General features: G+C 73.8%; 21 protein-coding genes. 15 read left to right on the plus strand and 6 right to left on the minus strand.

Features of this window, described 5'->3' with window-relative positions; translation table 11 throughout:
- Nucleotides 1-92 precede the first annotated feature (92 nt).
- The 6 genes from ACZ3YO_RS20415 to ACZ3YO_RS20440 all read left to right on the plus strand — a co-directional run bounded on the left by ACZ3YO_RS20415 (nt 93) and on the right by ACZ3YO_RS20440 (nt 7,298).
- A complete protein-coding gene (locus ACZ3YO_RS20415) occupies nt 93-656 on the plus strand; it encodes a YbaK/EbsC family protein (RefSeq protein ID WP_465571064.1) in 564 nt (187 codons plus the stop codon).
- A gap of 127 nt (nt 657-783) precedes the next feature.
- Nucleotides 784-1,761 carry an NAD(P)H-quinone oxidoreductase gene (locus ACZ3YO_RS20420; protein WP_465571067.1) on the plus strand — a complete coding sequence of 326 codons (978 nt, stop codon included), beginning with the start codon at nt 784-786 and terminating at the stop codon, nt 1,759-1,761.
- A gap of 148 nt (nt 1,762-1,909) precedes the next feature.
- Nucleotides 1,910-2,929, plus strand: a complete 1,020-nt coding sequence (locus ACZ3YO_RS20425; RefSeq protein ID WP_465571070.1) for a hypothetical protein — start codon at nt 1,910-1,912, stop codon at nt 2,927-2,929.
- Nucleotides 2,930-3,092: 163 nt separating this feature from the next.
- Entirely contained in the window at nt 3,093-3,701 is a 609-nt protein-coding gene (locus tag ACZ3YO_RS20430) for a bacterial proteasome activator family protein (protein WP_465555188.1), read from the plus strand.
- A 312-nt stretch (nt 3,702-4,013) separates the two neighbouring features.
- Nucleotides 4,014-5,411: a protein kinase domain-containing protein gene (locus ACZ3YO_RS20435; RefSeq protein ID WP_465571074.1), complete on the plus strand. Its 1,398-nt coding sequence runs from the start codon at nt 4,014-4,016 to the stop codon at nt 5,409-5,411.
- A 111-nt stretch (nt 5,412-5,522) separates the two neighbouring features.
- On the plus strand, nt 5,523-7,298 hold the full coding sequence (locus ACZ3YO_RS20440; protein WP_465571077.1) for a protein kinase domain-containing protein: 1,776 nt from the start codon (nt 5,523-5,525) through the stop codon (nt 7,296-7,298).
- A gap of 9 nt (nt 7,299-7,307) precedes the next feature.
- Here the strand turns inward: ACZ3YO_RS20440 and ACZ3YO_RS20445 are convergent, their stop codons facing one another.
- Both ACZ3YO_RS20445 and ACZ3YO_RS20450 read right to left on the minus strand, forming a co-directional pair.
- A complete protein-coding gene (locus tag ACZ3YO_RS20445) occupies nt 7,308-8,396 on the minus strand; it encodes a phosphotransferase (protein WP_465571079.1) in 1,089 nt (362 codons plus the stop codon).
- A gap of 97 nt (nt 8,397-8,493) precedes the next feature.
- Nucleotides 8,494-9,168 carry a response regulator gene (locus tag ACZ3YO_RS20450; protein ID WP_465555181.1) on the minus strand — a complete coding sequence of 225 codons (675 nt, stop codon included), beginning with the start codon at nt 9,166-9,168 and terminating at the stop codon, nt 8,494-8,496.
- Between the two features lie 379 nt (nt 9,169-9,547).
- On the opposite strand from ACZ3YO_RS20450, the gene pdhA reads away from it, so the two are divergent.
- From pdhA to ACZ3YO_RS20465, 3 genes are read left to right on the plus strand one after another with little or no spacing between them, the layout of a single operon-like run.
- Nucleotides 9,548-10,702, plus strand: a complete 1,155-nt coding sequence (gene pdhA, locus ACZ3YO_RS20455; RefSeq protein ID WP_465571082.1) for a pyruvate dehydrogenase (acetyl-transferring) E1 component subunit alpha — start codon at nt 9,548-9,550, stop codon at nt 10,700-10,702.
- Nucleotides 10,702-11,676, plus strand: a complete 975-nt coding sequence (locus tag ACZ3YO_RS20460; RefSeq protein ID WP_465555178.1) for an alpha-ketoacid dehydrogenase subunit beta — start codon at nt 10,702-10,704, stop codon at nt 11,674-11,676. The genes pdhA and ACZ3YO_RS20460 overlap by 1 nt, the downstream gene beginning before the upstream one ends.
- A gap of 14 nt (nt 11,677-11,690) precedes the next feature.
- Complete coding sequence (locus ACZ3YO_RS20465; RefSeq protein ID WP_465571084.1) at nt 11,691-13,130, plus strand: dihydrolipoamide acetyltransferase family protein; 1,440 nt, start codon at nt 11,691-11,693, stop codon at nt 13,128-13,130.
- An 80-nt stretch (nt 13,131-13,210) separates the two neighbouring features.
- On the opposite strand, the gene ACZ3YO_RS20470 is transcribed toward ACZ3YO_RS20465, so the two are convergent.
- A complete protein-coding gene (locus ACZ3YO_RS20470) occupies nt 13,211-14,179 on the minus strand; it encodes an LPXTG cell wall anchor domain-containing protein (protein ID WP_465571086.1) in 969 nt (322 codons plus the stop codon).
- Between the two features lie 222 nt (nt 14,180-14,401).
- Here ACZ3YO_RS20470 and ACZ3YO_RS20475 point away from each other — a divergent pair, with 222 nt between their 5' ends.
- From ACZ3YO_RS20475 to ACZ3YO_RS20485, 3 genes are all read left to right on the plus strand, one after another.
- Complete coding sequence (locus ACZ3YO_RS20475; protein ID WP_465571089.1) at nt 14,402-15,634, plus strand: benzoate/H(+) symporter BenE family transporter; 1,233 nt, start codon at nt 14,402-14,404, stop codon at nt 15,632-15,634.
- Between the two features lie 249 nt (nt 15,635-15,883).
- A complete protein-coding gene (locus ACZ3YO_RS20480; RefSeq protein ID WP_465571102.1) occupies nt 15,884-17,116 on the plus strand; it encodes a M64 family metallopeptidase in 1,233 nt (410 codons plus the stop codon).
- Nucleotides 17,117-17,190: 74 nt separating this feature from the next.
- Entirely contained in the window at nt 17,191-18,534 is a 1,344-nt protein-coding gene (locus ACZ3YO_RS20485) for an MFS transporter (RefSeq protein WP_465571110.1), read from the plus strand.
- A 70-nt stretch (nt 18,535-18,604) separates the two neighbouring features.
- Here the strand turns inward: ACZ3YO_RS20485 and ACZ3YO_RS20490 are convergent, their stop codons facing one another.
- Together ACZ3YO_RS20490 and ACZ3YO_RS20495 are read right to left on the minus strand one after the other, a co-directional pair.
- A complete protein-coding gene (locus tag ACZ3YO_RS20490) occupies nt 18,605-19,417 on the minus strand; it encodes a BRO-N domain-containing protein (RefSeq protein ID WP_465571113.1) in 813 nt (270 codons plus the stop codon).
- Nucleotides 19,418-19,566: 149 nt separating this feature from the next.
- Entirely contained in the window at nt 19,567-20,388 is an 822-nt protein-coding gene (locus tag ACZ3YO_RS20495; protein WP_465571116.1) for a maleylpyruvate isomerase family mycothiol-dependent enzyme, read from the minus strand.
- Between the two features lie 173 nt (nt 20,389-20,561).
- Between ACZ3YO_RS20495 and ACZ3YO_RS20500 the strand changes: the two genes are divergently transcribed.
- The 3 genes from ACZ3YO_RS20500 (at nt 20,562) to ACZ3YO_RS20510 (ending at nt 23,491) form a co-directional block, all read left to right on the plus strand.
- Nucleotides 20,562-21,359 carry a carbon-nitrogen family hydrolase gene (locus ACZ3YO_RS20500; protein WP_465548596.1) on the plus strand — a complete coding sequence of 266 codons (798 nt, stop codon included), beginning with the start codon at nt 20,562-20,564 and terminating at the stop codon, nt 21,357-21,359.
- Nucleotides 21,360-21,604: 245 nt separating this feature from the next.
- Complete coding sequence (locus ACZ3YO_RS20505; RefSeq protein ID WP_465571118.1) at nt 21,605-22,729, plus strand: GntR family transcriptional regulator; 1,125 nt, start codon at nt 21,605-21,607, stop codon at nt 22,727-22,729.
- Between the two features lie 114 nt (nt 22,730-22,843).
- Entirely contained in the window at nt 22,844-23,491 is a 648-nt protein-coding gene (locus ACZ3YO_RS20510; protein ID WP_396324301.1) for a hypothetical protein, read from the plus strand.
- A gap of 85 nt (nt 23,492-23,576) precedes the next feature.
- Here the strand turns inward: ACZ3YO_RS20510 and ACZ3YO_RS20515 are convergent, their stop codons facing one another.
- Nucleotides 23,577-24,362, minus strand: a complete 786-nt coding sequence (locus ACZ3YO_RS20515) for an SLATT domain-containing protein (protein WP_465571120.1) — start codon at nt 24,360-24,362, stop codon at nt 23,577-23,579.
- Between the last annotated feature and the right edge of the window lie 314 nt (nt 24,363-24,676).

Consider the following 24,676-nt stretch of genomic DNA (forward strand, 5'->3'; position numbering starts at 1 on the left):
TCAGGATGGCGTGGATGCCGCGCGGCGTGAGCCCGAGGTGGGTGCCTGGGCGTGTCGGTGCCCGGTTGTCGCCGGTGGTTAGAGTCCGGGGCATGACTGAGCAACCGCAGCCCCCGTTCGGCAAGTTCGAGTCGGTCGCCCCGGCGCTGGACGTCCGCGACCTGCTGGCCGGGCCGGTGGCCGACGCCCTGGAGAGCTGGGACGACCGGGAGGCCGCCCGGTCCGTGCTGTACGTGGACACCGATCCGGAGAAGGCCGACACCGCGGTGTTCTGCGAGACCTACGACGTGCCGCCGGAGGTCTCGGCGAACTGTGTGGTGGTCGCCGCCAAGCGCGGCGGGGAGACCACCCTCGCCGCCTGCCTGGCGCTCGCGCACACCCGGGTGGACGTCAACAAGGCCGTCCGCAGGCACCTGGAGGCGCGCAAGGCCTCGTTCGCGCCGATGGACACGGCGGTGGCGCGGAGCGGCATGGAGTACGGCGGGATCACCCCGGTCGGACTGCCGGCCGGCTGGCCGCTGCTGGTCGACGCGGCGGTGGCCGCCGCGCCGTACGTGCTGGTGGGCAGCGGGCGCCGCCGGGGCAAGCTGATCGTGCCGGGGCGGGTGCTGGCCGGCCTCCCGGGCGCCGAGGTGCTGGCGGACCTGGCCGGCTGAGCCTTCGACCCGGTGGCGTCGGTTCCGTGCGCCCCGGTGGCCGACTGGGCGGCGGGGGCGGCGGGTTGAGACTCCCGGCCGCGCGGGGCGCCCCCGTGCGGCGGGCGCCACGCAGTAGCTTCGGGGCATGCATGCGATGACGATTCCTGAACCCGGCGGGCCCGAGGCACTGGTCTGGGCGGAGGTGGCGGACCCGGTGCCCGGCGAGGGCGAGGTCCTGGTCGAGGTGGTGGCCACCGCGGTCAACCGCGCCGACCTGCTCCAGCGGCAGGGCTTCTACAACCCGCCGCCCGGCAGCTCGCCGTACCCCGGGCTGGAGTGCGCGGGCAGGATCGTCGCCCTCGGGCCCGGGGTGGCCGGCTGGGCGGTCGGCGACGAGGTCTGCGCGCTGCTGGCCGGCGGCGGGTACGCGCAGCTGGTCGCGGTGCCGTCCGGGCAGCTGCTGCCGGTGCCGAAGGGCCTCGCCCCGGAGGAGGCCGCCGCACTGCCCGAGGTGGTCTCGACGGTCTGGTCCAACGTCTTCCTCACCGCCCATCTGCGGCCGGGCGAGACGGTGCTGCTGCACGGCGGCGCCAGCGGCATCGGGACGATGGCGATCCAGCTGGCCAAGGCGGTCGGCGCCCGGGTGGCGGTGACGGCGGGCAGCGCGGAGAAGCTCGCCCGGTGCGCCGAGCTGGGCGCGGACATCGTGATCAACTACCGCGAGCAGGACTTCGTCGAGGTGCTCCGGGAGGCCACCGACGGCGCCGGGGCGGACGTGATCCTGGACATCATGGGCGCCAAGTACCTGCAGCGGAACGTGGACGCGCTGGCGGTCAACGGGCGGCTGGTGATCATCGGGCTGCAGGGCGGGGTGCAGGGCGAGCTCAACCTCAACACCCTGCTGCGCAAGCGCGGCGCGGTGATCGCGACCAACCTGCGCGGACGGCCGCTGGCCGAGAAGGCCGCGATCGTGGCGGCGGTGCGTGAGCACGTCTGGCCGCTGGTCGAGTCCGGGGTGGTCAAGCCGGTGATCGACCGGGTGCTGCCGCTGACCGAGGCCGCCGCCGGGCACCGCGTGCTGGCCGACGGCGAGCAGGTCGGCAAGGTGGTGCTGCGGGCCTGACGGGGGCGGCCCGGGGTGCGGGGGTGGCGAGACGGTTGGTGCACAGTCGTTCGAAATGCCCGGAATGCCGGATTGTGTGAATCTGGTCGGGAGCTGTCCCGCCGCCGACCCCGCCTGTGCGCGGTCGGCCGTCGGAAGGACCTCGACCGTGGCCGCACCTTCGAAGACGTTCCTCGGGCCGCTGCCCGCCGCGCCGTCCTGCCGCTGTATCCGGGCCCTGGGCCGTCCCCTCCGCCGGGACGCCGGCCATCGCCGGGGCGGCCGCCGCCTGCGGCTGCTGCTGACGCTGGCGGCGCTCGGGCTCGTCGTGCCGCTGGGCGTCGCGCCGGTCGCGGTGGCGGCCTCGGGGGTTCCCTCGGAGCCGCCGGCCGGGGCGGGGACCTCCTTGGTGTCCGGGGTGCCGTCCGAACCGTCCGAACCGTCCGAACCGTCCGTGCCCTCCGTGCCGTCCGGGCAGGCCGAGCCGGCCGAGCCGTCGGCGCCGTCCGCGCCGGCCGTGTCGTCCGGGCCCGGCAGCGGACCGGCCACCGGGCCCGGCCGCTCCGGCTCGCCGTCCGCGGGGGCCACGACCGTCTTCCCGTCCCCCGAGGCCTCGCCGGTGCCGGCAGGCACCCCGACGGGCACGACGGGCGCGGCGCCGTCGCCGACCGGCACGTCCGCACCCGAGCCCGCGCCCTCGGCGAGTGCCGCCCCGGGCCCGGTCGCGCAGCCCTCGCCGGAGGCCTCCGGCCCGGCCGCCGCGCCGCCGCAGCACCAGGGGGTCCGCCCCTGGCCGGCCGCCGGCGGTCCCTGGGTGGACGTGGCCGGGCACCGGCACCGGCCGGCGTCGGCGCCCGAGCGCGCCGACGCCGCTCCGGACCGGACGCCGGACCGGGCGCCCGCGCAGGTCCCCGACCGGCTGCCGGACCGGGCGCCGGGCCGGCAGGCCGAGGCCGATCAGTCCCAGGCCGCGGCCGTGCCCGACGCCGACGCCCCGGCCGACGACGCCGCCGCCGACAGCGCGACGCTGGCGGCCGGCCAGGCCGCCCAGCAGGCCGCCGCCACCGGCCCGGCCGTCGTCCCCGCCCGCTGGGGCGACGCCTCGACGCTCCAGCTGCCGCTGGGCGCGGGCCTCGGCCTGATCGGCTGCGGCCTGGGGTTGATCGGCCTGCGCCTGCGCAAGGGCTGAGCCCGGGCGGGTCCGCTCCGCCCCCGCGCGCGAACTGAGTATCCGTACGGATACCGGGACACCGCGCGGGGGCGTACCGTCGTGCCCGGGCGGGCGGAACGGCCGGTGACGGCGCGACCGGGGGCTTCCGTCCGACCAACCCCAGTGAGGGAGAATGTTGTTCATGACGAATCCGATGAACGAGCGCTCGCCGCAGGAGCTGTACCAGGCCATGGGCGGGCAGTCGCAGGACGGCCAGAAGGTGCTGATCGTCGGACCGGACGGGCTGCCGGTGGGCCAGGGTTTCGCCGGCCCGACGGGGGACGACGACGGTGACGGGCCGCGTGAGCTCCCGGTGACGGAGATGGTGGAGCAGCCGGCCAAGGTCATGCGGATCGGCAGCATGATCAAGCAGCTGCTGGAGGAGGTCCGGGCGGCTCCCCTCGACGAGGCCAGCCGCGCCCGGCTGAAGGACATCCACGCCAGCTCCATCAAGGAGCTGGAGCTCGGCCTGGCCCCCGAACTGGTCGCCGAACTGGAGCGGTTGTCGCTGCCGTTCACCGAGGACTCCATCCCCACCGAGGCCGAGCTGCGGATCGCGCAGGCCCAGCTGGTGGGCTGGCTGGAGGGGCTGTTCCACGGCATCCAGACCGCGCTGTTCGCCCAGCAGATGGCGGCGCGGGCGCAGCTGGAGCAGATGCGCCGGGCGCTGCCGCCCGGTCTGCACGGCGGCGAGGTGGAGGGCGAGGAGCCCGGCGAGGGCCGCGGCATCCGCTCCGGCCCGTACCTGTAGGCCGTCACCCGCGGCCCGTACCCGGGACGGCGCCGGGCCCGGTCGGGGGGGCAGGTCGGACGTACCGCCACGACCCGGGCCGGACGGACGACCGCACGCCGCACCACCGGGTAGTGGATCGCAGCTCGGACACAGTGTCGGCCCTGCGCCGATCACTGTCGCCGTGAGCCGATACCCTGAGCCCCTGTCGTCGCCGGGCGAGCCGCCGCGACAGGGGCGGGCAGGCCGACGGGCCGGGCCCGCAGCACGCACGGACGAGACCGAACGTCACGGTTGCGGCGGCAGGGCCGCGCCGAGGGGGAGCAGAGGACCATGAGCGAGCACGGCAACGCGGCGGTCGAGGGCCACTCCCTGGGCAACGGCAGGTACGTGCTGCAGCGGGTGCTCGGCGAGGGCGGCATGGCCTCGGTGCACCTCGCCTACGACAACGTGCTGGACCGCCAGGTCGCGCTGAAGAGCATGCACGCCGAGCTGGGCCGCGACGACACCTTCAAGGAGCGGTTCCGCCGCGAGGCGCAGTCGGTGGCCCGGCTGGAGCACACCAACATCGTCACCGTCTACGACAGCGGCGAGGACATCGCCCCGGACGGCTCCAGCACCCCGTACATCGTGATGCAGCTGGTCGACGGCAAGGGCCTGCGGGACGCGATCAACGACGCGGTCGCGCAGTACGGCGCGATGCCGGTCGAGGAGGCGCTGCGGATCACCGTCGGCGTGCTGAACGCGCTGGAGGCCTCGCACGACCAGGGCCTGGTGCACCGCGACATCAAGCCCGGCAACGTCATGTTCGACCGCAAGGGCACCGTCAAGGTCATGGACTTCGGCATCGCCCGCGCGCTGGACAGCGGCGTCACGTCGATGACCCAGACGGGCATGGTCGTCGGCACCCCGCAGTACCTCTCGCCCGAGCAGGCGCTCGGCAAGCCGGTGGACGCCCGCTCCGACCTCTACTCGGTCGGGGTGATGCTCTTCGAGATGCTCACCGGCCGGCTGGTCTTCGACGGCGACTCGGCGTTCTCGATCGCCTACAAGCACGTGCAGGAGGAGCCGTCGGCGCCGTCCAGCATCAACCGGGCGGTCAGCCCGGCGGTGGACGCGTACGTCGCGCAGGCGCTGCGCAAGGACCCGGCGCACCGGTTCCCGAGCGCGGCGGCGATGCGTGACGAGGCCGAGCGGCTGATCGCGGTGGAGAAGGGCGGCAACGGCAACGCGCTGGCGGCCAGCACCCCGCTGCTGATCACCGACGGCCCGCGCTCGGCGCACGCCGCCCCGCAGGCGCCGCAGACCCCGCAGCCCTTCCAGCAGCAGTTCCAGACGCCGCCGCCGGCCTTCCAGACCCCGTCGCCGCAGCCCTTCCCGCAGCAGTTCCAGACCCCTCCGCCGGCGTTCCAGACACCGCCGCCCGCGTTCCAGACCCCTCCGCCGGCCTTCCAGACCCCGCAGCCCTTCCCGCAGCAGGCGCACACCCCGCCGCCGCAGCCGATGCCGCCGTTCCAGCCCGCCCCCGCGTCGAACAGCGGCGGCTGCTCCACGGCGCTGGTGATCGTCGGCATCATCATCGGCGTGATCGTGCTCGCGATCATCATCATCGCCATCGTGGTGACCAGGGCCGAGAAGAGCAACAGCAGCGCCACGAGCCCGCGCGGCGCCGAGCGGACCGCCACGGTTCTCCACCTGGAGACCCCGGCCGACCGGAATGGCCTGCTCTGATGCAGCCTGCCCGAATCGGGCGTGCTACGGGGGACGGCCGGAGGCGGTAGCGTTCGGGGACACGAAGCGACAGGGCACCGCGATCCGAGCGAAGGCCCGGGGCGAGGAGCGATGGCACAGACGCAGCATCCGGACGACGACGAGGGTGCCCGGGCGGCCGGTGGTGCCCCGCAGGCGCCCGGCGCCGGTGGCGACAACGCCGCCACCACTGCGCTCCCGCCGTTCGGCGGCGGCCCGCAGACGCCCGGCCGCGGCACCGCGGCCCCGCTCGGCACGGTCGGTGACGGACGTTACCGGCTGACCCACCGGCTCGGCCGTGGCGGTATGGCCGAGGTGTTCGCCGCGCAGGACATCCGGCTCGGCCGGACCGTCGCCGTCAAGCTGCTCCGTGGCGAGCTCGCCCAGGACGACATCGCCCGGCTGCGCTTCACCCGCGAGGCGCACGCCGTCGCGGCGCTCAACCACCACTCGATCGTCGCGGTCTACGACACCGGCGAGGAGTACGTCGGCGACGAGTCGACGCCGTACATCGTGATGGAGCTGGTCGAGGGCCGGACCGTCCGCGAGCTGCTGGTGGACGAGGAGGCGCCGCCGGTCGACCAGGCGCTGATCATCATCGCCGGGGTGCTGGAGGCGCTGGCCTACAGCCACCGGCACGGCATCGTCCACCGCGACATCAAGCCGGCCAACGTCATCATCACCACCACCGGCGCGGTCAAGGTGATGGACTTCGGCATCGCCCGCGCGCTGACCGGCACCGCCAGCACCATGACCCAGACCGGCATGGTCATGGGCACCCCGCAGTACCTCTCGCCCGAGCAGGCGCTCGGCAAGCCGGTCGACCACCGCTCCGACCTGTACGCGGCCGGCTGCATGCTCTTCGAGCTGCTGACGCTGCGCCCGCCGTTCACCGGCGACACCCCGCTCTCGGTGGTCTACCAGCACGTGCAGGACATGCCGGTGCCGCCGTCGCAGGCCAACCACCGGGTGCCGGCCGGCCTCGACCCGCTGGTGCTGCGCTCGCTGGCCAAGAACCCGGACGACCGGTTCCAGGACGCCGACGAGTTCCGCGCCCACCTCCAGCACGCGCTGCGCGAGATGCACGGCGCCGGCGGGGCCTGGGCGGCCGGCGCCGCGGCGGCCGGGCTGGCGGCCGCGGGCCAGGGCCACAGCGGCGCCACCCCGGTGATCGGCACCGACGAGACGGCCGTGCTCGGGGCCGGCTCCGGTGTGCCGGGCGACCCGACCGCGATGCTGCCGTACCAGGTGCCCGGCGGCCCGCACACGCCGTCCGCGCCCTACCAGGGCGTCGGCGGACCGTACGGGGGCGGCAACGGCCCGGGCGGCGAGGACGACGGCGACGGGCACGACGACGGCCGGCGGCGCGGGCCCTGGGGCTGGGTGGCCGGCGCCGCGGCGGTGCTGGTCGCGGCGGGCGTCGGGATCGCACTCGCGCTCAGCGGCGGCGACGGCAACCCCAACCAGAACCCGAAGCCCAGCACGCCGGCTTCGGTGGTCGTCACGCCGGAGACGACCGCGCCCTCCACGGGACCGATCCCGACCACGGCGCCGACCGTGCCGACCACCAGCCGGCGGCCGCAACAGCCGACCGACAACAACAACAGCAACCAGAGCCCGCCGGTCGGCCAGTCCCCCAAGCACACGCCGACCCCGACCCCGACGGGCAGCGCGACCAAGACGCCGACGCCGACCCCGACGTCGAGCGGCACGCCCACGGGCGGGGCGAGCAGCACCCCGACAGGCGGCGGGGCGACCGGCACGGCGACGACCGGCCCCGGGGGCGGCGGGGCGACGGGCACCCAGGCGCCGCCGCCCACGAAGCCCGTGACCCCGCCGGTGACCCCGCCGGTCGGCGGCGGGAACTGACCTCCCGGGTCAGTTGGCGAAGGCGTCCAGGACCTGCTCGTACTCCTGGCACCACCACGCCAACTGGCCCGCCGAGGCGGGGTAGAGCGGGTCGGCCCGGTGGTCGGCCCGTTGGTAGCGCCACTGGAGCATCCAGAAGTCGTTGAGCCGCTCCCACCAGACCCGGTGCACGGCGGCCGCCAGGTGCTCCGCTCCGGCGGCCCCGGTGGCCCGGTAGGCCTGCGAGTAGTGCCGGACCCGGACCAGGTCGAGCACCCCCGTCGTCCGGTCGTGGAAGACCAGGGTGGCGGCGCGGACGGCCTCCTCGGCGCGCGGCTGCACCCCCAGCTTGTCCCAGTCCAGGACGGCGGAGATCCGGCCGTCCCGGTGCAGCAGGTTGAGGCCGTGGAAGTCGCCGTGCGTCCAGCCGGTGGGCGGGGCGGCCTGCGGGGCCGGCCGCCGGTGGGCGTACTCGGCGAGCAGCTCCAGCCGTTCGGTGAGGCGTCGTTCGACCAGTGCGTCCAGTTCGTCGTGCGGGCGGTGCTCGTGGGCGCGGCGCCGTAGGTCGCGGGCGAGTGCGGCGCTGTCCAGCGGGTCGGCGCTGCGGTAGCCGGCCGGCTGTGCGACCGGGGCGCAGACGTCGTCGAGTGCGCCGTGCAGGCGGCCGAGCAGCGCGCCGAGTGCGTCGCACTGCGGGAGGGAGAGGTCGGTACCGTGCCGGTGTCGGCCATCCACCCAGGGGAAGAGCGCGAACAGCCGGCCGCCGAACGCGGCCACCGTGCCGGCCCGTTCGGCACAGCCCAGCGGGGGCGCGACGGGCAGTCCGAGGGCGCGCAGCGAGGCCATCGCGCGGTGGTGGCCGGCGATCGACCGGCGGTTGGCGGTGGCGGCGTCGACGTAGCACTTCAGGAAGTACGTCCCGGCCTCGGTGGTCACGCGGTAGCCCCGGTTCAGCAGGCCCTCGGCGACCGGCTCGGCGGTCAGCAGCCGCCCGACCCGGTAGCGGCGCAGGACTTCCGCCAGGGCGGTGTGCGGGACGGGCGGGCTGAGGGTCCCTATCGGGGGAGCGGAGAGGTCGGGGCGGGCCGGGGCGCAGGCAAGGGTCTGGCTGAAAGTCACAGCCTGAGGTTAGGGCCCCCTGGCGGGGGTCCTTGACAAACAGTCAGTTCTCTGCATGCGACGCGAATCGCGCGGCCGGCGGGAGGGTGATGCCGGGTCAGTGGTGCTGGTCGGCCTGGTGCTGGTCCGCCTGGTGCCGGGCCACGTAGGCCGCGGCCTGAGTGCGCCGCTCCATGCCCATCTTGGCGAGCAGGCTGGAGACGTAGTTCTTCACCGTCTTCTCGGCGAGGTGCAGTTCGTTGCCGATCTGGCGGTTGGTCATCCCCTCGCCGATCAGGTCGAGGATGCGCCGCTCCTGCTTGGTGAGCTGGGCCAGCCGCTCGTCCTCCTTCTCGCCGCCGTTGCGCAGCCGCGCCAGCACCCGGCTGGTGGCGACCGGGTCGAGCAGCGACTTGCCGGCCGCGACGTCCCGGACGGCGGTGATCAGGTCGGTGCCGCGGATCGCCTTCAGGACGTAGCCGGAGGCTCCCGCCATGATCGAGTCGAACAGCGCCTCGTCGTCCGAGAACGAGGTCAGCATCAGGCACTTGATCTCCGGCAGCCGGGAGCGGATCTCCCGGCAGACCTCGACGCCGTTGCCGTCCGGCAGCCGGACGTCCAGCACCGCGACGTCGGGGTGGACGGCGGGGATCCGGGTGATCGCCTCGGCGGCGGTGCCGGCCTCCCCGACCACTTCGATGTCGTCCTCGACCGAGAGGAGATCGTGGACGCCCCGCCGGACCACCTCGTGATCGTCGAGCAGGAATACCCTGATTTGTCCGTTATCAGTCACCCACAAAGCCTCCCATATCACCGTACGAAAGACCTATCGCCCGCACCGCCACGGGATCGTGATCCGGCCAGACCGGCGGAAACCGATGCCGGTAACCCCCTTACGTACGGGCCTTCGCCCGGATAACGTGCGCAGGTGTCCTGAAGGCGACCGAATTGAGAGCTGCGCCACACCCGCAGTTGTAGACCCTGAACAAGTAGGACGTCCTAGCGCAAGCGCGCCAAGGGCTGCCGCTGGGTAACGTTCTCGTGAGGGACGCCGTCGGAAAAGGATCACCACCTGCCTCGCAGTCGGTGCGCACACCCACGCGCGCCCCGCGAGGCGGTGACCGGACCGGTCACCGGCGACCCCGGGCGGCCGGACAGACCGAGGAGTGAACGTGACCGTCAAAAGCACGGCGAGGGCTCGCAAGAAGGCGGCCCCCGGCGTCCCTGACACCCTCCGCGCCACGGGTACGGACGCCCAGCCGGAGCTCGTACAGCTGCTCACCCCGGAAGGCGAGCGGGTCGAGCACCCGGACTACCCGCTCACCGTCACCCCGGACGAGCTGCGCGCCCTCTACCGCGACCTGGTGCTGGTGCGCCGGTTCGACGCCGAGGCGACCTCGCTGCAGCGCCAGGGCGAGCTGGGCCTGTGGGCCTCGCTGCTCGGCCAGGAGGCCGCCCAGGTCGGCTCCGGGCGGGCCATGCGCACCGGCGACTACGCCTTCCCCACCTACCGCGAGCACGGCGTGGCCTGGTGCCGCGACGTCGACCCGCTGAACCTGCTCGGCATGTTCCGCGGCGTGAACCACGGCGGCTGGGACCCGAACGAGAAGAACTTCCACCTCTACACCATCGTGATCGGCGCGCAGACCCTGCACGCCACCGGCTACGCGATGGGCATCACCAAGGACGGCTCCGACGACGCGGTGATCGCGTACTTCGGCGACGGGGCCTCCAGCCAGGGCGACGTCAACGAGGCCTTCACCTTCGCCTCGGTCTACAACTCCCCGGTGGTCTTCTTCTGCCAGAACAACCAGTGGGCGATCTCCGAGCCCACCACCACCCAGACCAAGATCCCGCTGTACCGCCGCGCCTCCGGCTTCGGCTTCCCCGGCGTCCGGGTCGACGGCAACGACGTGCTGGCCTGCCTGGCCGTCACCCGCTGGGCGCTCGACCACGCCCGCAGCGGCAACGGCCCGGTGCTGATCGAGGCGTTCACCTACCGGATGGGCGCGCACACCACCTCCGACGACCCGTCCCGCTACCGGCCCTCCGAGGAGACCGAGGCCTGGAAGGCCAAGGACCCGATCACCCGGCTCAAGGCGCTCCTGGAGAAGGAGGGCCTGGCCGACGAGGAGTTCTTCGCCTCGATCGACGCCGAGAGCGAGCAGCTGGGGCTGCGGGTGCGCGAGGGTGTGCGCAGCATGCCGGACCCGGACCCGACCCTGATCTTCGACCACGTCTACGCCGAGCCGCACACGCTGGTCGATGAGGAACGGGCCGAGTACGTCGAGTACGCGGCCTCCTTCGAGGCGGGGGAGAACCTCTGATGGCCGGTCAGCTCAGCATCGCCAAGGCGCTCAACGACGCGCTGCGCAAGTCGCTGGAGAACGACCCGAAGACCGTCCTGATGGGCGAGGACATCGGCAAGCTCGGTGGCGTCTTCCGGATCACCGACGGCCTGCAGAAGGACTTCGGGGAGAGCCGGGTGATCGACTCCCCGCTCGCCGAGTCCGGCATCGTCGGCACCGCGATCGGCCTGGCACTGCGCGGCTACCGCCCGGTGGTGGAGATCCAGTTCGACGGCTTCGTCTACCCGGCCTTCGACCAGATCGTCTCCCAGCTGGCCAAGATGCACGCCCGCGCGCTCGGGCACGTCAAGATGCCGGTCACCATCCGCATCCCGTACGCGGGCGGCATCGGCGCGGTCGAGCACCACAGCGAGTCGCACGAGGCGTACTTCGCGCACACCGCCGGCCTGCGGGTGGTCTCCCCGTCCAACGCGCACGACGCGCACTGGATGCTGCGCCAGGCGATCGAGTCCGACGACCCGGTGATCTTCCTCGAGCCGAAGCGCCGGTACTGGGACAAGGGCGAGGTCGGCGACGCCGCCGACCTGGGCCTGTACGACGCCCGGATCGTCCGCCCCGGCGCGGACGCCACGCTGATCGCGTACGGGCCGATGGTCAAGGTGTGCCTGGAGGCCGCCGCGGCCGCCGAGGAGGACGGCCGCCGGCTGGAGGTCGTCGACCTGCGCTCGCTCTCCCCGGTGGACTTCGCCACCCTGGAGGAGTCGGTCAAGCGGACCGGCCGCGGCATCGTGGTGCACGAGGCGCCGGTCTTCCTGGGCATGGGCGCCGAGCTGGCCGCCCGGCTCACCGAGCGGTGCTTCTACCACCTGGAGGCACCGATCCTGCGGGTAGGCGGCTACCACGCGCCGTACCCGCCGTCCCGGGTCGAGGAAGCCTTCCTGCCGGACCTGGACCGCGTGCTCGACGCCGTCGACCGCGCGCTCGCGTACTGAACCGGGGAGCGAAGATGACCACCGAAGTTCGCTCGCTCCGCGAGTTCAAGATGCCCGACGTGGGCGAGGGCCTCACCGAGGCCGAGATCCTCAGCTGGTACGTCAAGCCCGGCGACACCGTGACGGACGGCCAGGTCGTCTGTGAGGTGGAGACCGCCAAGGCCGCCGTGGAGCTGCCGATCCCCTTCAACGGGGTCGTCGAGCAGCTGTTCTTCCCGGAGGGCGCGACGGTCGACGTCGGCACCGTGATCATCTCGGTCGCCGTGGCGGGGGAGGCCCCTGCCGCTGCTCCGGCGGCCGCGGCGCCGGCCTCCGCTCCCGCTCCCGCGAAGGCCGAACCGGCCGAGCCGGAGCGGCGCGAGGTGCTGGTCGGCTACGGGCCGCGGACCGGCGGCTCCCAGCGCCGGGCCCGCCGGACGACCACGACCACCGTGGTCTCCGCTCCGGCCGCCCCGGCCCCGGTCGCGCCTGCCGCGCCCGTCGCGCCGGCGCCCGCGCCGGTGGTGCCGTCGCCGGTGGTGCCGGAGCAGCAGAACGGCGAGCGGCCGTTGGCGAAGCCGCCGGTGCGCAAGCTGGCCAAGGACCTCGGCGTCGACCTGCGGGCCGTCACCCCGACCGGCCCGGACGGGGTGGTCACCCGCGAGGACGTGCACGCGCACGCCTCTGCGGCGGCCGCCGCAGCAGCGGCCCCCGTGGCGGAGCCGGTGGAGGCGCCCGCCGCCGCGCCGGTGGCCGTGCCGGCCGAGGCCGCGGGCGACGTCAGGGTGCCGATCAAGGGCGTCCGCAAGGCGACCGCTCAGGCGATGGTGGCCTCGGCCTTCACCGCCCCGCACGTCACCGAGTTCGTCCAGGTCGACGTTACCCGCACGATGAAGTTCGTCCGCCGGCTCAAGGAGAGCGGCGAGCTGGGCCGGGACGTCCGGGTCAGCCCGCTGCTGCTGGTCGCCAAGGCGCTGCTCACCGCCATCAAGCGGCACCCCGAGATCAACGCCCAGTGGGACGAGGCGGCCCAGGAGATCGTCATCCGGGGCCAGGTGAACCTCGGCATCGCCGCGGCGACCCCGCGCGGCCTGATCGTCCCCAACATCAAGGACGCGGGCGGCAAGACCCTTTCGGGCCTGGCGTCCTCGCTCGGCGAGCTGATCGACACCGCCCGCCAGGGCAAGACCTCGCCGAGCGACATGCAGGGCGGCACCGTCACCATCACCAACGTCGGCGTCTTCGGCGTCGACACCGGCACCCCGATCCTCAACCCGGGCGAGGCCGCGATCCTCGCCTTCGGCGCGGTCCGGGAGCTGCCGTGGGTGCACAAGGGCAAGGTGGTCCCGCGTCAGGTGACCACGCTGGCGCTCTCCTTCGACCACCGGCTGGTGGACGGGGAGCTGGGCTCCAAGGTGCTGGCCGACGTGGCCGCGCTGCTGGAGCGGCCCAAGCGTCTGATCACCTGGGGCTGACGACCCCGGGAGCGATGAAAGGGGCCCTCCTCCGCACCGCCGTGCGGAGGAGGGCCCCTTCGGGTTTCCGTGCGTGCCGGTCAGCGCTGGGGACGCAGGCGGCGCACGGCGATCAGGACGCCGGCGCCGAGGGCGACGAAGGCGGCGGCGGAGGCGGCGAGGAAGCCGTTGGTGGAGCTGGAGCCGGTCTGGGCGAGCTCGGGGGTGCCGGCGGGGGCGGTGGTGGCGGGGGCGGTGGTGGCGGGGGCCGAGGGGGTGGCGGCCGGGGCCTTGGTGGCGGGTGCGGCCGGTGCGGCCGGCGCCGTGGTGGCGTCGGCGGCGGGCTTGGCCGGGACGGGCTTCGCGGTCGGCTTGGCGGTCACGGAGGGCGTCGGCTTGGCGGTGGGCTTGTCGGACGGCTTGGCCGGGGTGGTGGAACGCACCACCTTGAAGGTGTGGGAGCCACCGGACGCCGAGGGGAAGCCGTCGGCCTTCCCGCCGACGTAGACCTGGAGCTCGTTCAGGTCGGCGGTGGCGTTCGCCGCGACGGAGATGCGGAACCCGAAGTTGGCGGCCCGGCCGTCGTCGAGGCGCTTGGCCTTCAGGCTGCTGGTGTCCGCGAAGACCGTCGGGTCGCAGCCGTGACGGAGCGACAGCTTCTTCCAGCCGCCGGGGGTGGCCGCCTCGACCGTGAAGTCCTCGATCCGCGTGGCGCCCTTCGGGTTGTAGAGGGCGAGGACGGGCGCGACGTTCTCGTACGGCGCGCCGGTGAAGTTGGTGACCCCGACGCCGACTTCGAGCTTCGGGCCCCCTGCGGTGATGCTCTGCCCGTCCGGGGTCATGTGGAACCCGGCCGAGAGGTCGCCCTTGTGCGCGGTGGCCGGGGTGACCGGCTTGGCCTCGGCGGTGGCCTTCGCCTGCGGACCGTCCCCGCAGGCCCAGGCGGTGTCGGTGGCGAGCAGCTGGACGCCGCCCGCGAGGACGACGGTGGCGGCGAGGGTGGCGAGGCCGCGGCGGCCGGAGAGCGAGCGGACGTTCTTCTCAGAAGTGGTGATAACGGACTTGTGCATGACGTGTCTCCCCAGGGTCATGGTGCGGATGGTGTGGTGAAGGTGACCGGCTGTCCGCTCGCTGTGGTCGAGCGGTAGCGCCCCCCGGCCTTGCCGGTCTCGCTCTCCGTGCCTTCATCCGTATAGACGCGCATCCCCGCAGGGGGTTGCAGGTGAGTTCGGAAGTTTTTCCGGAGATCTCCGAACGGCCTGGCGCGGCCGTGTCTCCGCGATACTTCCGGGATGGCAGAGGAGCTGATAACCCGTTCGGCAGACCGTCGTACCGACCCGGAGGAGCGCCGTTCGCTGCGGCGTGACGCCTCCCTCCCGGCGCTGCTGGCCGGGCTGGTGTGCATCGTCGTGTCGTTCTCCGGGCCGCTGGTGGTGGTGCTCGCGGCGGCGGCCGCCGGGCGGCTGGACCAGGCGCAGACCGCTTCCTGGATCTGGGCGGTGGCCGTCGGCAGCGGGCTGACCTGCCTGCTGCTCAGCTGGTGGACCAGGACGCCGGTGATCACGGCCTGGTCCACCCCGGGCGCCGCGCTGCTGGTGACCAGCCTCGGCGCGTACCCCTACCGGGAGGCGGTCGGCGCCTTCCTGGTGAGCGGGGTGGTGGTGGCGCTGTTCGGGGTGACCGGGCTGTTCGGCCGCCTGATCGCGGCGATCCCGGCCGGGATCGTCAACGCGATGCTGGCGGGCATCCTGTTCTCCTTCGGCGCCGGGATCTTCGGCGCGGTGAAGGGAGCGCCCGCCCTGGTGCTGGGCAGCTTCGCGGCGTTCCTTCTGGCCAAGCGGCTGGCTCCGCGGTACGCCGTCCCGGCCGCGCTGCTGGCCGGCGGGGTGCTGGCGGCGGTCACCGTCGGTCTGCCGCTGCACTTCGGCGAGGGCGGGCCGACCCGGCCGGTGCTGACCGTGCCGGCCTTCTCCGGGCCGGCGATGGTGGGCCTGGCGCTGCCGCTCACCATCGTCGCGCTGGCCTCGCAGAACGCCCCCGGCCTCGGGGTGATGCGGGCCTTCGGCTACCGGCCGGACGACCGGCTGCTGATCGGGGCCACCGGCGGGCTCTCCGTCCTGCTGGCGCCGTTCGGTTCGCCGGGCGTCAACCTGGCGGCGATCACCGCGGCCATCTGCGCCGGTCCGGAGAGCCATCCCGACCCGCGCCGTCGTTATGTCGCCGGGATGTCCGCGGGCGTGCTCTACCTGCTGGTGGGCAGCTTCGGCGGGGTCCTGGTGAGCCTGTTCACCGGGCTGCCGAAGGAGCTGATCGCGGTGATCGCCGGGGTCGCGCTGCTGGCCTCGTTGCAGGGCAGCCTGGCCGCGGCGGTCGCCGAGGAGCGCGGCCGGGACGCGGCGGTGGTGACCTTCCTGGCCACCGCCTCCGGGATGAGCCTGTTCGGCATCGGCTCGGCGTTCTGGGGTCTGCTGTTCGGCCTGGCCACCCATCTGCTGCTGGACGTGCGGCGGAGCGCGGACGGCTGAGGGCCGGTGCGCGGGCGGGGTGCGGGGGCTGAGGCCGGACCCAGGCCGCCGGTGCGGGCCGATGAGGTCACGGTCGGTGAGAATCATCCACCTGGTCGGACTCATAGGTATGACCGGGATGATCCCGGTCGTTCGGCCAGGTCGGTGACTTTTTCGCCGGACGGGAGGGGAGACACGCCGGGCCGGGTACGTCTTCGCGTCCACCACCCGGGCGACGCCGGGTGACCGGATCCCCGAGGACGCACCCGTATGCCGCCTGGCAACCCTGGCCGTCTCGTCCGGAGTCTGGCCGCGCTCGTGCTGGTGTCCACCGCCGTACTGCCCGCCGCCCTGGAGCTGGCCGGCCCCTCGCCGTTCGGCGTGATCGGGCCCGGTGCCCCCGCCGACCGGGCGGTACCGCCGCACACCGTGCAGCGGGCCGACCTGCGTGCGGCCGCCGCCGCCCCCACCGTCGACATAAGGCGGACCGGGGACCCGGCCAACCGGATCACCCTCGTCCTGCTCGGCGACGGTTACACCGCCGACGAGCAGGACGCGTTCCGGCAGCAGGCCGACCGGGCCTGGCGGGCGCTGATGGAGATCGAGCCGTTCCGCAGCTACCAGGGCTTCTTCAACATAAGGCGGGTCGAGGTGGTCTCCCCGGTCTCCGGCATCGCCGAGACCGAGAGTCGCGGCCGCAACCCCGCCACCCCGCTCGGCATGCACTTCTGGTGCGAGGGCACCGCCCGGCTGCTCTGCGCCGACGAGAGCGCCACCGCCCGCTACGCCGGGGACGGCGACGGCCCGCAGTACCTGATCGCGCTGGCCAACTCCAGCGAGTACGGCGGCGCCGGCGGTACCGGGGTGACCACCCTGGCCGGCGGCAGCGCGGACGCCGGGCGGATCATCCAGCACGAGATAGGGCACACCGTGGGTGACCTCGGCGACGAGTACGACAGCGCGCCGGACGACGCCGACTACCCCAACCTCTCCACCGACAACGCCGACGAGATGCGCCGCAAGCAGACCAAGTGGTGGCGCTGGCTGGGTGCGGAGTCCCCGGACGGCGCCGGGACGGTCGGGGCGTACCGGAGCGCCAACGGGATCTACCGGCCCACTCCGGACTCGGTGATGCGCACCCTCGGCGGCGCCTACAACCTGCCCTCGCGGGAGGCGATCGTCGAGGAGATCTACCGCCGGATCCGGCCGACGGACGCGCCGGAGCCCGCTCCCGGCGAGGTCGCCGGCCGACCCCGGCTTGAGGTCCGCCCGCTGCCGCTGGCCGGTGCCCGGCAGCTCCAGGTCGAGTGGAAGGTGGACGGCGTCCCGGTGGAGCCGCAGGTGGCGGGCCGCAGCTGGTTCGACACCGCCAAGCTGGACCTCGCCCCCGGGCGGAGCGCCACCGTCACGGCCACCGTGCGGGACACCACCGACTGGGTCCGGGACGAGGCCTTCCGTGACCGGTACATGACCAGGTCGGTCTCATGGACGGTGACCGGCTGAGGTGGTTCGTGTCCGACCTCCTGTGACCCCCCGGCCTGGGCGTCCAATGATGGGATGACTAATCTGGGTGCACTATGCCCGTGGACCCTGCCTCCGCCGCCCGTCCGATCACAGTCCCTGGTCCCCGAGTCGACGCCGGTCCGTCCCCGGCCCCGACCCCGCACGCCCCGCCGGGCGGCCGTGCCGCGTGGCTGGCCTGGTCCATCGGCGTCAGCGTCTACATCCTCGCCGTCATCCACCGCACCAGCCTCGGCGTGGCCGGGCTGGACGCAGCCGAGCGCTTCACCATCGGGGCCTCCGCGCTCTCCACCTTCTCCATCCTCCAGGTGCTGGTCTACGCGGCCATGCAGATACCCGTCGGCCTGCTGGTCGACCGGTTCGGCCCGCGCAGGGTGCTGCTCCTCGGTGTCCTGCTGCTCAGCCTGGGGCAACTGGCCTTCGCCTTCTCCGCGTCCTTCGCCCCCGCGCTCGCCTCCCGGGCAGTGCTGGGCTGCGGCGACGCGATGACCTTCATCAGCGTGCTGCGGATCGCCGCCCGCTGGTTCCCGGCCGCGAAGAACCCGCTGGTCGCCCAGCTGACCGGGCTCGCCGGCATGGGCGGCAACCTGGTCACCACGGTCGTCCTCGCCCAGGCCCTGCACCGCGAGGGCTGGACGGCCACCTTCGCCGCCATCGCCGTGCTCGGCGTCGCCGTCTTCGCCCTGGTCGCACTGTTCCTCCAGGAGGCCCCGGACGGTCCGCCGGCGTCCGCCACCGCAGCCCGGGCGCCCCGGCCGGCCGTCGGGCAGCAGATCCGCGACTCCTGGCGCGAACCCGGCACCCGGCTCGGGCTCTGGGTGCACTTCACCACCCAGTTCCCCGGCAACGCCTTCGGCCTGCTCTGGGGCCTGCCCTATCTGGTCGAGGCGCAGGGCATGTCCCGGGCCGAGGCGGGCGGGCTGCTCACCCTGCTGGTCTTCAGCAACATGGCCTTCGGCCTGCTCTTCGGCCGGCTGCTCAGCCGCACCGCCCGGGCGCGGATGCCGATCGTGCTCACCGTCATCGCCGCCACGTCCGCCGGCTGGGCCCTCACCCTCGCCTGGCCCGGCGGCCACCCGCCGCTCTGGCTGCTGGTCGGGATCATCCTGGTGATGGGCAGCAACGGCCCGGCCTCGCTGGTCGGCCTCGACTACGCCCGCTCCCACAACCCCGTCGAACGCCTGGGTACCGCCTCCGGCATCGCCAACATGGGCGGCTTCATCGGCACGATGATCACCCTATTCGGCATCGGCGTCCTGCTCGACGCCCTGACCCCCGGCAACGGCAGCGGGTACTCGGCGGAGGCGTACCGGTGGGCGTTCTGCTGGCTGTACGTGCCCATGGTGCTGGGGACGGTGATGATCTTCCGGCTCCGCCGCAAGGTGGTGGCGGCTGCGTAGGGTTTCCGACCTGCGGAAAGGTGCTGACCCTCAGAGATCCTGAGGGCCGGCACCTTTCGGCACCTTTCGATCAGCGCCCGTACTCGCGCATCAGGTCGGAGATCTGCCGAGCCGTCCCGTGGATCCGGGCGCCGTGCAGCTCCACGAGCAGCTGCCCGTCACCGAGCCGGGACGGTGCCGGCGCCGCGGCCATCAGGCGGACCAGGTCGACGAGCTTGAGCTTCGGGCAGCCCGGGATCGCCTTGCCGCCCCGGATGCCGACCCGCTCGACGATCGGGCAGGAGAAGTAGCCGCCGAAGGGCGGACCACCGTCCTCCTCCCGGCTCGGCACGGTGAAGACCATCTCCCCGTGCCGGCAGTGCACCGTCCCGTCGGAGTGCACGTGCACGCCGGGCCCGCCGTCGTGGTCGAGCCCGGCGATGATCTGCACCTGCTGGCCGATCGCCTCCGCCAGGGTCTCCGCCATCCGCCGCTGCTGGGTGGGGACGTCGGTGTCGCCGCGGCGGACGGAGGGGAGGAGGTCGATGGTGACCCACTCCTGGAAGGGGCGTGCGGCAGCCTTGTCCGACCTCATGAGCAGCCCGTACAAGCCTGCCTCGCTCACCACTCCGAGCAGCGGATTTCCGCGTCGATAGGCTTTCTGATCTGGAAAAACGTCGTAACCCTTGTTCCGAACAAGGGTTACGGCCCTCAGGTCCACCGTCCGGTGGTGGTGTGCCTCCAGGACCTTCACTGCATCGGTCGGGTTTCCCCGGCCCAGGACGCGGCACACGTCGGCCGTGACGAACCACGGCTCGCCGTCGATCATCACGACCCTGATCGGCTGCCCCGTGACCGGGAAGCTCGACCGCACCAGGACCATCTGCGTCTGTTCGTCGTCCATCTGGACGCCCCTCCTTCTTCCGGGTGACGACTGCCCGGAACAACGAGGCCGAACTGCTGGGGTACTGGTACCAAGTTGACGTACGGAGGCGCGAGGGGAACCACCCGGCGTGCGGCGGTGCGGGCACGCCGGGTGGGTGACCGCGGCCGCTACAGCGTGACGGAGAAGTTGGCCAGGACGCGGGAGGCCAGCTCCTGGTCGCCCTCGACGGTGACCGGGCCGGGGCGGCCGCGGCCGCAGGCGAGCCGGAGGTAGGTCTCCCAGTCCATGGTGAGCTGGACGTCGGGGGCGAGGCTGATCGACTCGTCGAGCGTGCCGAGGCCGCCGGCGTCGACCCGGACGGTGCGCAGGAACTCCACCGGGCCGGTGACGTCGACCACCAGTGCCGTCCCGGCCGGGGCGCCGGCCTGGTGGGCGACGGCCTTGGGCAGCAGCTCCAGCAGGACGTCCCGGGAGACCAGGGCGCCCGGGGCGTCGAGGTTGCCGGGCTCGCCGAGGGCCCGCCGGAGGTCCTGCTCGTGCACCCAGACGTCGAACGCCCGGCGGCGCAGCAACTCGTGGTACGGCAGGTCCCGGCTGTGCGGCCCGGCCGGCCAGCGGACCGGCTCGGTCGGGGTCTGCTTGGCGTTCCGCAGCGCGCGCGAGCGGCGGATGATCGTGTACTCCAGCTCGCCGGTCAGCTCGACGGAGGTGTGGCAGCGGCGCTTGTCGACCGGCAGCTCGATGTAGCGGGCGAACTCGCTGGTGACGTGCCGCAGGTCGCGGGGGAGCGAGTGGATCGGGCGCGGGTCGCCGAGCAGCTCGGACTCGATGGCGATGACGTGCGAGACGACGTCCCGTACCGACCAGCCGGGGCACTCGGTGGCCCGGTTCCAGGAGTCCTCCGGAAGAGGGGTCACCAGTTCCGATATCGATTCGATGGACCGCGTCCACGCCTCGGTGTAAGCCTGCACGGTCTGGTTGTCCGTCACGGGAATCTCCGGCCCTCCGTCAGCTGCCTTGCCATGCGCGCCCTGGCTCCGTGGTCCACCGGGTTCCTCCGGCTTCCGGGCGCACACGCTAACCGCACGTTACGCTGCCGGGTGAGAGCAGGGCAGTGCTTTCGGGTGACGATCGTAGGACTCTTGCCGTGGACGGTGGTACTGTGCGCGCTTCATTGATCCAACTCGCGGTCTCCGACGCCGAGCCGCCGGCCGAGCGGCGGGCCCGGGCGGCCGCCCTGGTCCGGGCCCAGCAGGGCGCCGACCTGGTCGTCCTGCCGGAGCTGTGGCCGCTGGGCGGTTTCGCGTACGACCTCTGGTCGGACGGCGCCGAGGCGCTGGACGGGCCGACCTCCGACGCGATGGCGGCCGCCGCCAGGGCCGCCGGCGTCTGGCTGCACGCCGGGTCGATCGTCGAACGCGATCCGGACGGGCCGATCTACAACACCTCGCTGCTCTTCGCCCCCGACGGCGAGCTGGTGCACACCTACCGCAAGGTGCACCGCTTCGGCTTCGACAGCGGCGAGGCCGTGGTGATGGGCGCGGGGCAGGAGATCGTCACCGCCGCCACCGACTTCGGCACCCTGGGCCTGGCCACCTGCTACGACCTGCGGTTCCCGGAGCTGTTCCGGGCCCTGCTGGACGCGGGCGCGCAGCTGCTGGTGATCCCGGCGGCCTGGCCGGAGCGGCGGCGCGAGCACTGGACGCTGCTCAGCCGGGCCCGCGCGGTCGAGGAGCAGGCCTTCGTCCTGGCCTGCAACACGGCCGGGACGCACGGTGGAGTCGAGCAGGCCGGGCACAGCATCGTGGTGGATCCGTGGGGCCGGGTGCTGGCCGAGGCGGGCCTGGGCGAGGAGGTGCTGACGGTGGAGTTCGACCCGGCCGAGGTGGCCAAGGCCCGTGCCGACTTCCCGGTCCACCGGGACCGGCTGCTGGGCATTCCGGCTCCCGTCCAGCGCTGAGGCCCGCCCGGGCACACCGGGGCCCGTTCGGTGGGGGACCTCCCGGGCACCCGGCGGGCGGGTCCCGCCCGGCGCCGTGTGCGGGTGGGGCGGCGGCTTCCGCCGGGGCCGGTGGCGCCGCCCGGCACGCCCCGGCCGCACGGCAAGGACATCTTTGAGAAGATGAGCCTTCGTCGTGTTCCAGCCGCTGTCCCACCGGCCTGTCCCGAGGCAGGCCGCCCAGCCCGCCCGAGGAGGTCGCGCGCATGTTCGGCACCGGCTCGGGCGACACCCGCCCCGTGATCCAGCGCAACAGCCTGCGCGAGCAGATCGCCGGCGCGCTGCGCGAGGAGATGATGGCCGGCCGGCTCGCGGCCGGGCGCAACTTCACGGTCAAGGAGATCGCCGAGCTGTACGGGGTCTCGGCGACCCCGGCCCGGGAGGCGCTGGTCGACCTCGGCGCGCAGGGGCTGCTCCGGGCCGAACACCATCGGGGCTTCACGGTGCCCGAGTTCGGCTGGGACGACTTCCTGGAGATCTTCGAGTCCCGGGTGCTGCTCACCGACAGCTACTTCCGCCGGCTCGCCGCCATGCCCACCCTGCCGGACACCGGCGGCCGGCTGCCCTCGCTGCGGCGGCGGGCGGACGCGGCGGTTCGGGCCGCCCGGGCCGGGAACCTGGACGTGATGGTGGGCTGCGACCGCCGGTTCTGGCAGGAGGCGGCCGGGCTGCTCGGCAACCGCAGGATCGGCGACTACCTGGACTGGCTGCGGGTGCAGTCCTGGATGTTCGCCGCGCCGTACCTGCGGACGATGCCGACACTGGAGGGCGTCTGCTGGGACCGTCACTCCGAGCTGGTCGACGCGGTCGAGGCGGGGGACCGGGCGGGCGCGCACCGGATCGTCTGCGAGTACAACCTGTTCACTGTGCGGCTGCTGGCCGATCTGGCCGGGCAGCCGGTGGAGTCGGCCGGCGTCCTGCCGCTGCTGACGGCCACGCTCGGCCTGCCGGCGGACGCGGGCCCCGCGGCGGATGCCGGGCCTGCGCCGGTACCGGACGCCGGGCCTGCGCCGGTACCGGACGCGGGCACCGCTCCGGCGGCGCCCGGACCGGCGCCCGGGACAGCGCCCGGGACGTCGACGGGGGCGGCACGCGGGGAGGCCGCCCAGGCGGCGCAGTCCCCCCAGACGGGCGCGGCGGAGACCGGCCGTGCCCGGGGCCGTGAGCGCGAGCTGGGCCGGGAGCTCGGCCGTGAGCTGGGGCTGGGCCTGGGCCTGGTACCGCAGCCGCGCACGGTGCCGTACCGACGGTTCGGCCGCCGGCCCGCCGACCCGCCGTCCGGCCAACTGCCCGAGGGGCGCCCCGACCCGCACCGCGCGCCGGGCCGGTAGGGTGGGCGGTCGTCGTCCCGGGCGGTCCCTGCACCGACGGTCCGGGTGCCGACCCGTCCGCCCGTCGTTCGCCCCGCGAACGGCACCCGCCGCCCGGAGAGGAAGAGCCGGCCCATGGCCTGCGACCTCTGGCTCGTCCCGCTCGTGGACGTGCTGAGCCACAGCCCCGACAACCCCTTCCGGGACGATCTCGCGCTCTACAACGCCGTGTTGACCTCGCACGGGCTGCCCGAGGTGCCGGTCTACCAGTTCGTGCCCGGGCTCAGCGGGGCGGTCGAGCCGATAGCCGCCTTCGACTACGACTCGCTGCACTTCCTGCGCCGCGCCTACCTGCTGGGGCTGACCGGCCTGGACATCACGCCGGTGGACGCGCTCGGCGGCGACTACGAGCAGCTGCTGGAGATGTTCGAGAGCAGCGCGGAACAGTCGCACCTGGTCTGGCACTTCGACCACGCCGGGGCGTACGTGCCGATCGAGTTCGCGGTGCCGCTGGTGGACGACGCGCTGCTCGTCGCGGGCGGTCCGCTGGGCTCCAGCCACGGGCTGCTGCGCGAACTGCAGGCCGTCGCACCGGCACTGGGCATCGACCCGGCCAACCCGCCGCACCCGACCCGGCCGCTCGGCCCCACCGGCCTGGAGCAGCCGTTCGGCCCGCCGCTGGACGACCTGCACCCCTTCGCCAGGGAGCGGCACGCCTGGGCGGGCCTGTACGCGGCGGCCACCCGGAGCCTCACCCAGGGCTCGATGATCGTCTTCGCCTGAGCCCGGGCCGGACCTCTCCCCGGCCCGGATCTCCCACCCGGCCGGACCCCTTCGCCGGCCGGACCTCCACCCGGCCGGACAGCCCCTAGCGCAGCGGGCCCTCCGGGGGCCGCTGGCGCGGCATGGTCGGCCGGGTGCCCGGCGGCGGCAGGATCCGCACCTGGGCGCCCCCGCCCGTCTCGCTGCGGCCGCCCCAGCTGCCGGCGGCCTGCGTGGGCAGCTGGGTCATGCCCGCGCGGAACTCCAGCATCCACTCCGAGGTCTCGGTGCGGACCATGTCCGAGACGTCCTCGCAGAACCGCCGCAGCACCCCGAGGCAGCGCTCGGCGGCCTCACCGGCGGTGCCCTCGGTGGGGCCGAGCACCTCGCGCACGCACTCCGACGCCCAGTCGAACTGGAAGGCCTCCAGCCGGCGCTGCAGCGCCTGCGCGGTGGAGACGTCCCGCATCCAGCCGGAGGTCAGGCCGAACACCCGGTCCGCGCCGTAGCAGGCGGCGGAGAGCGCCAGGCCGACGTAGCCCCAGCTGGTGGCGTTCGCGACGGTGCCGGTGAGGTCCACCAGCGGGGCGGTGACCCCCCCGACCGCGAAACCGGCCGAGCCGAACCGCAGCAGTCGGGCCCAGCGGCGCTTCCAGATCCGGTCCCGGCGGTACCAGTCGATCGCCTCCACGGCCCGCTCCTCGGACCAGCGGTAGAGCTCCTCCAACCGCTCGGCGGGCTCGCCCCAGTCTCCCAGCGGGAACTGGCGGGTGCTCAGATCGGTCCGGTGGCGGGTGGACGCCGGGCGCGCGACTGTGGCGGCCGGCTGGTCCTCCTCGCCGATCTCCTTGCCCCAGGCACTCTCCTCGGGCTGCATTTCCGGCTGGCTCACCTGTGGGGCTCCCTGTGGCGGGCGGACTGCTGGGTCTGACGGCGCATCGCCCTGACGTGACATCGGCCTGACTGGCCGTGGAACGCCGGGTGACGCATCGGACGCGCGACGCCCCGGGGCGCGTGTGCTCGCCCGGGGACGGCGCACCGGCCGGCGGCCGGTGCTGGTCCAACAGCACTTCTTACCGCCAAATGGCTGACCGTGGGGGCGCTTCTCCAATGATCGTTACCGGATCCGACCACCGGAAGCCGAGGTGAGCGGGTTGCGGCGGGCGGCGAGATTTCACCCGTCCGAGCGAGGCTCCGGTGACCCGC

This window comes from Kitasatospora sp. NPDC022785 (assembly GCF_055561295.1).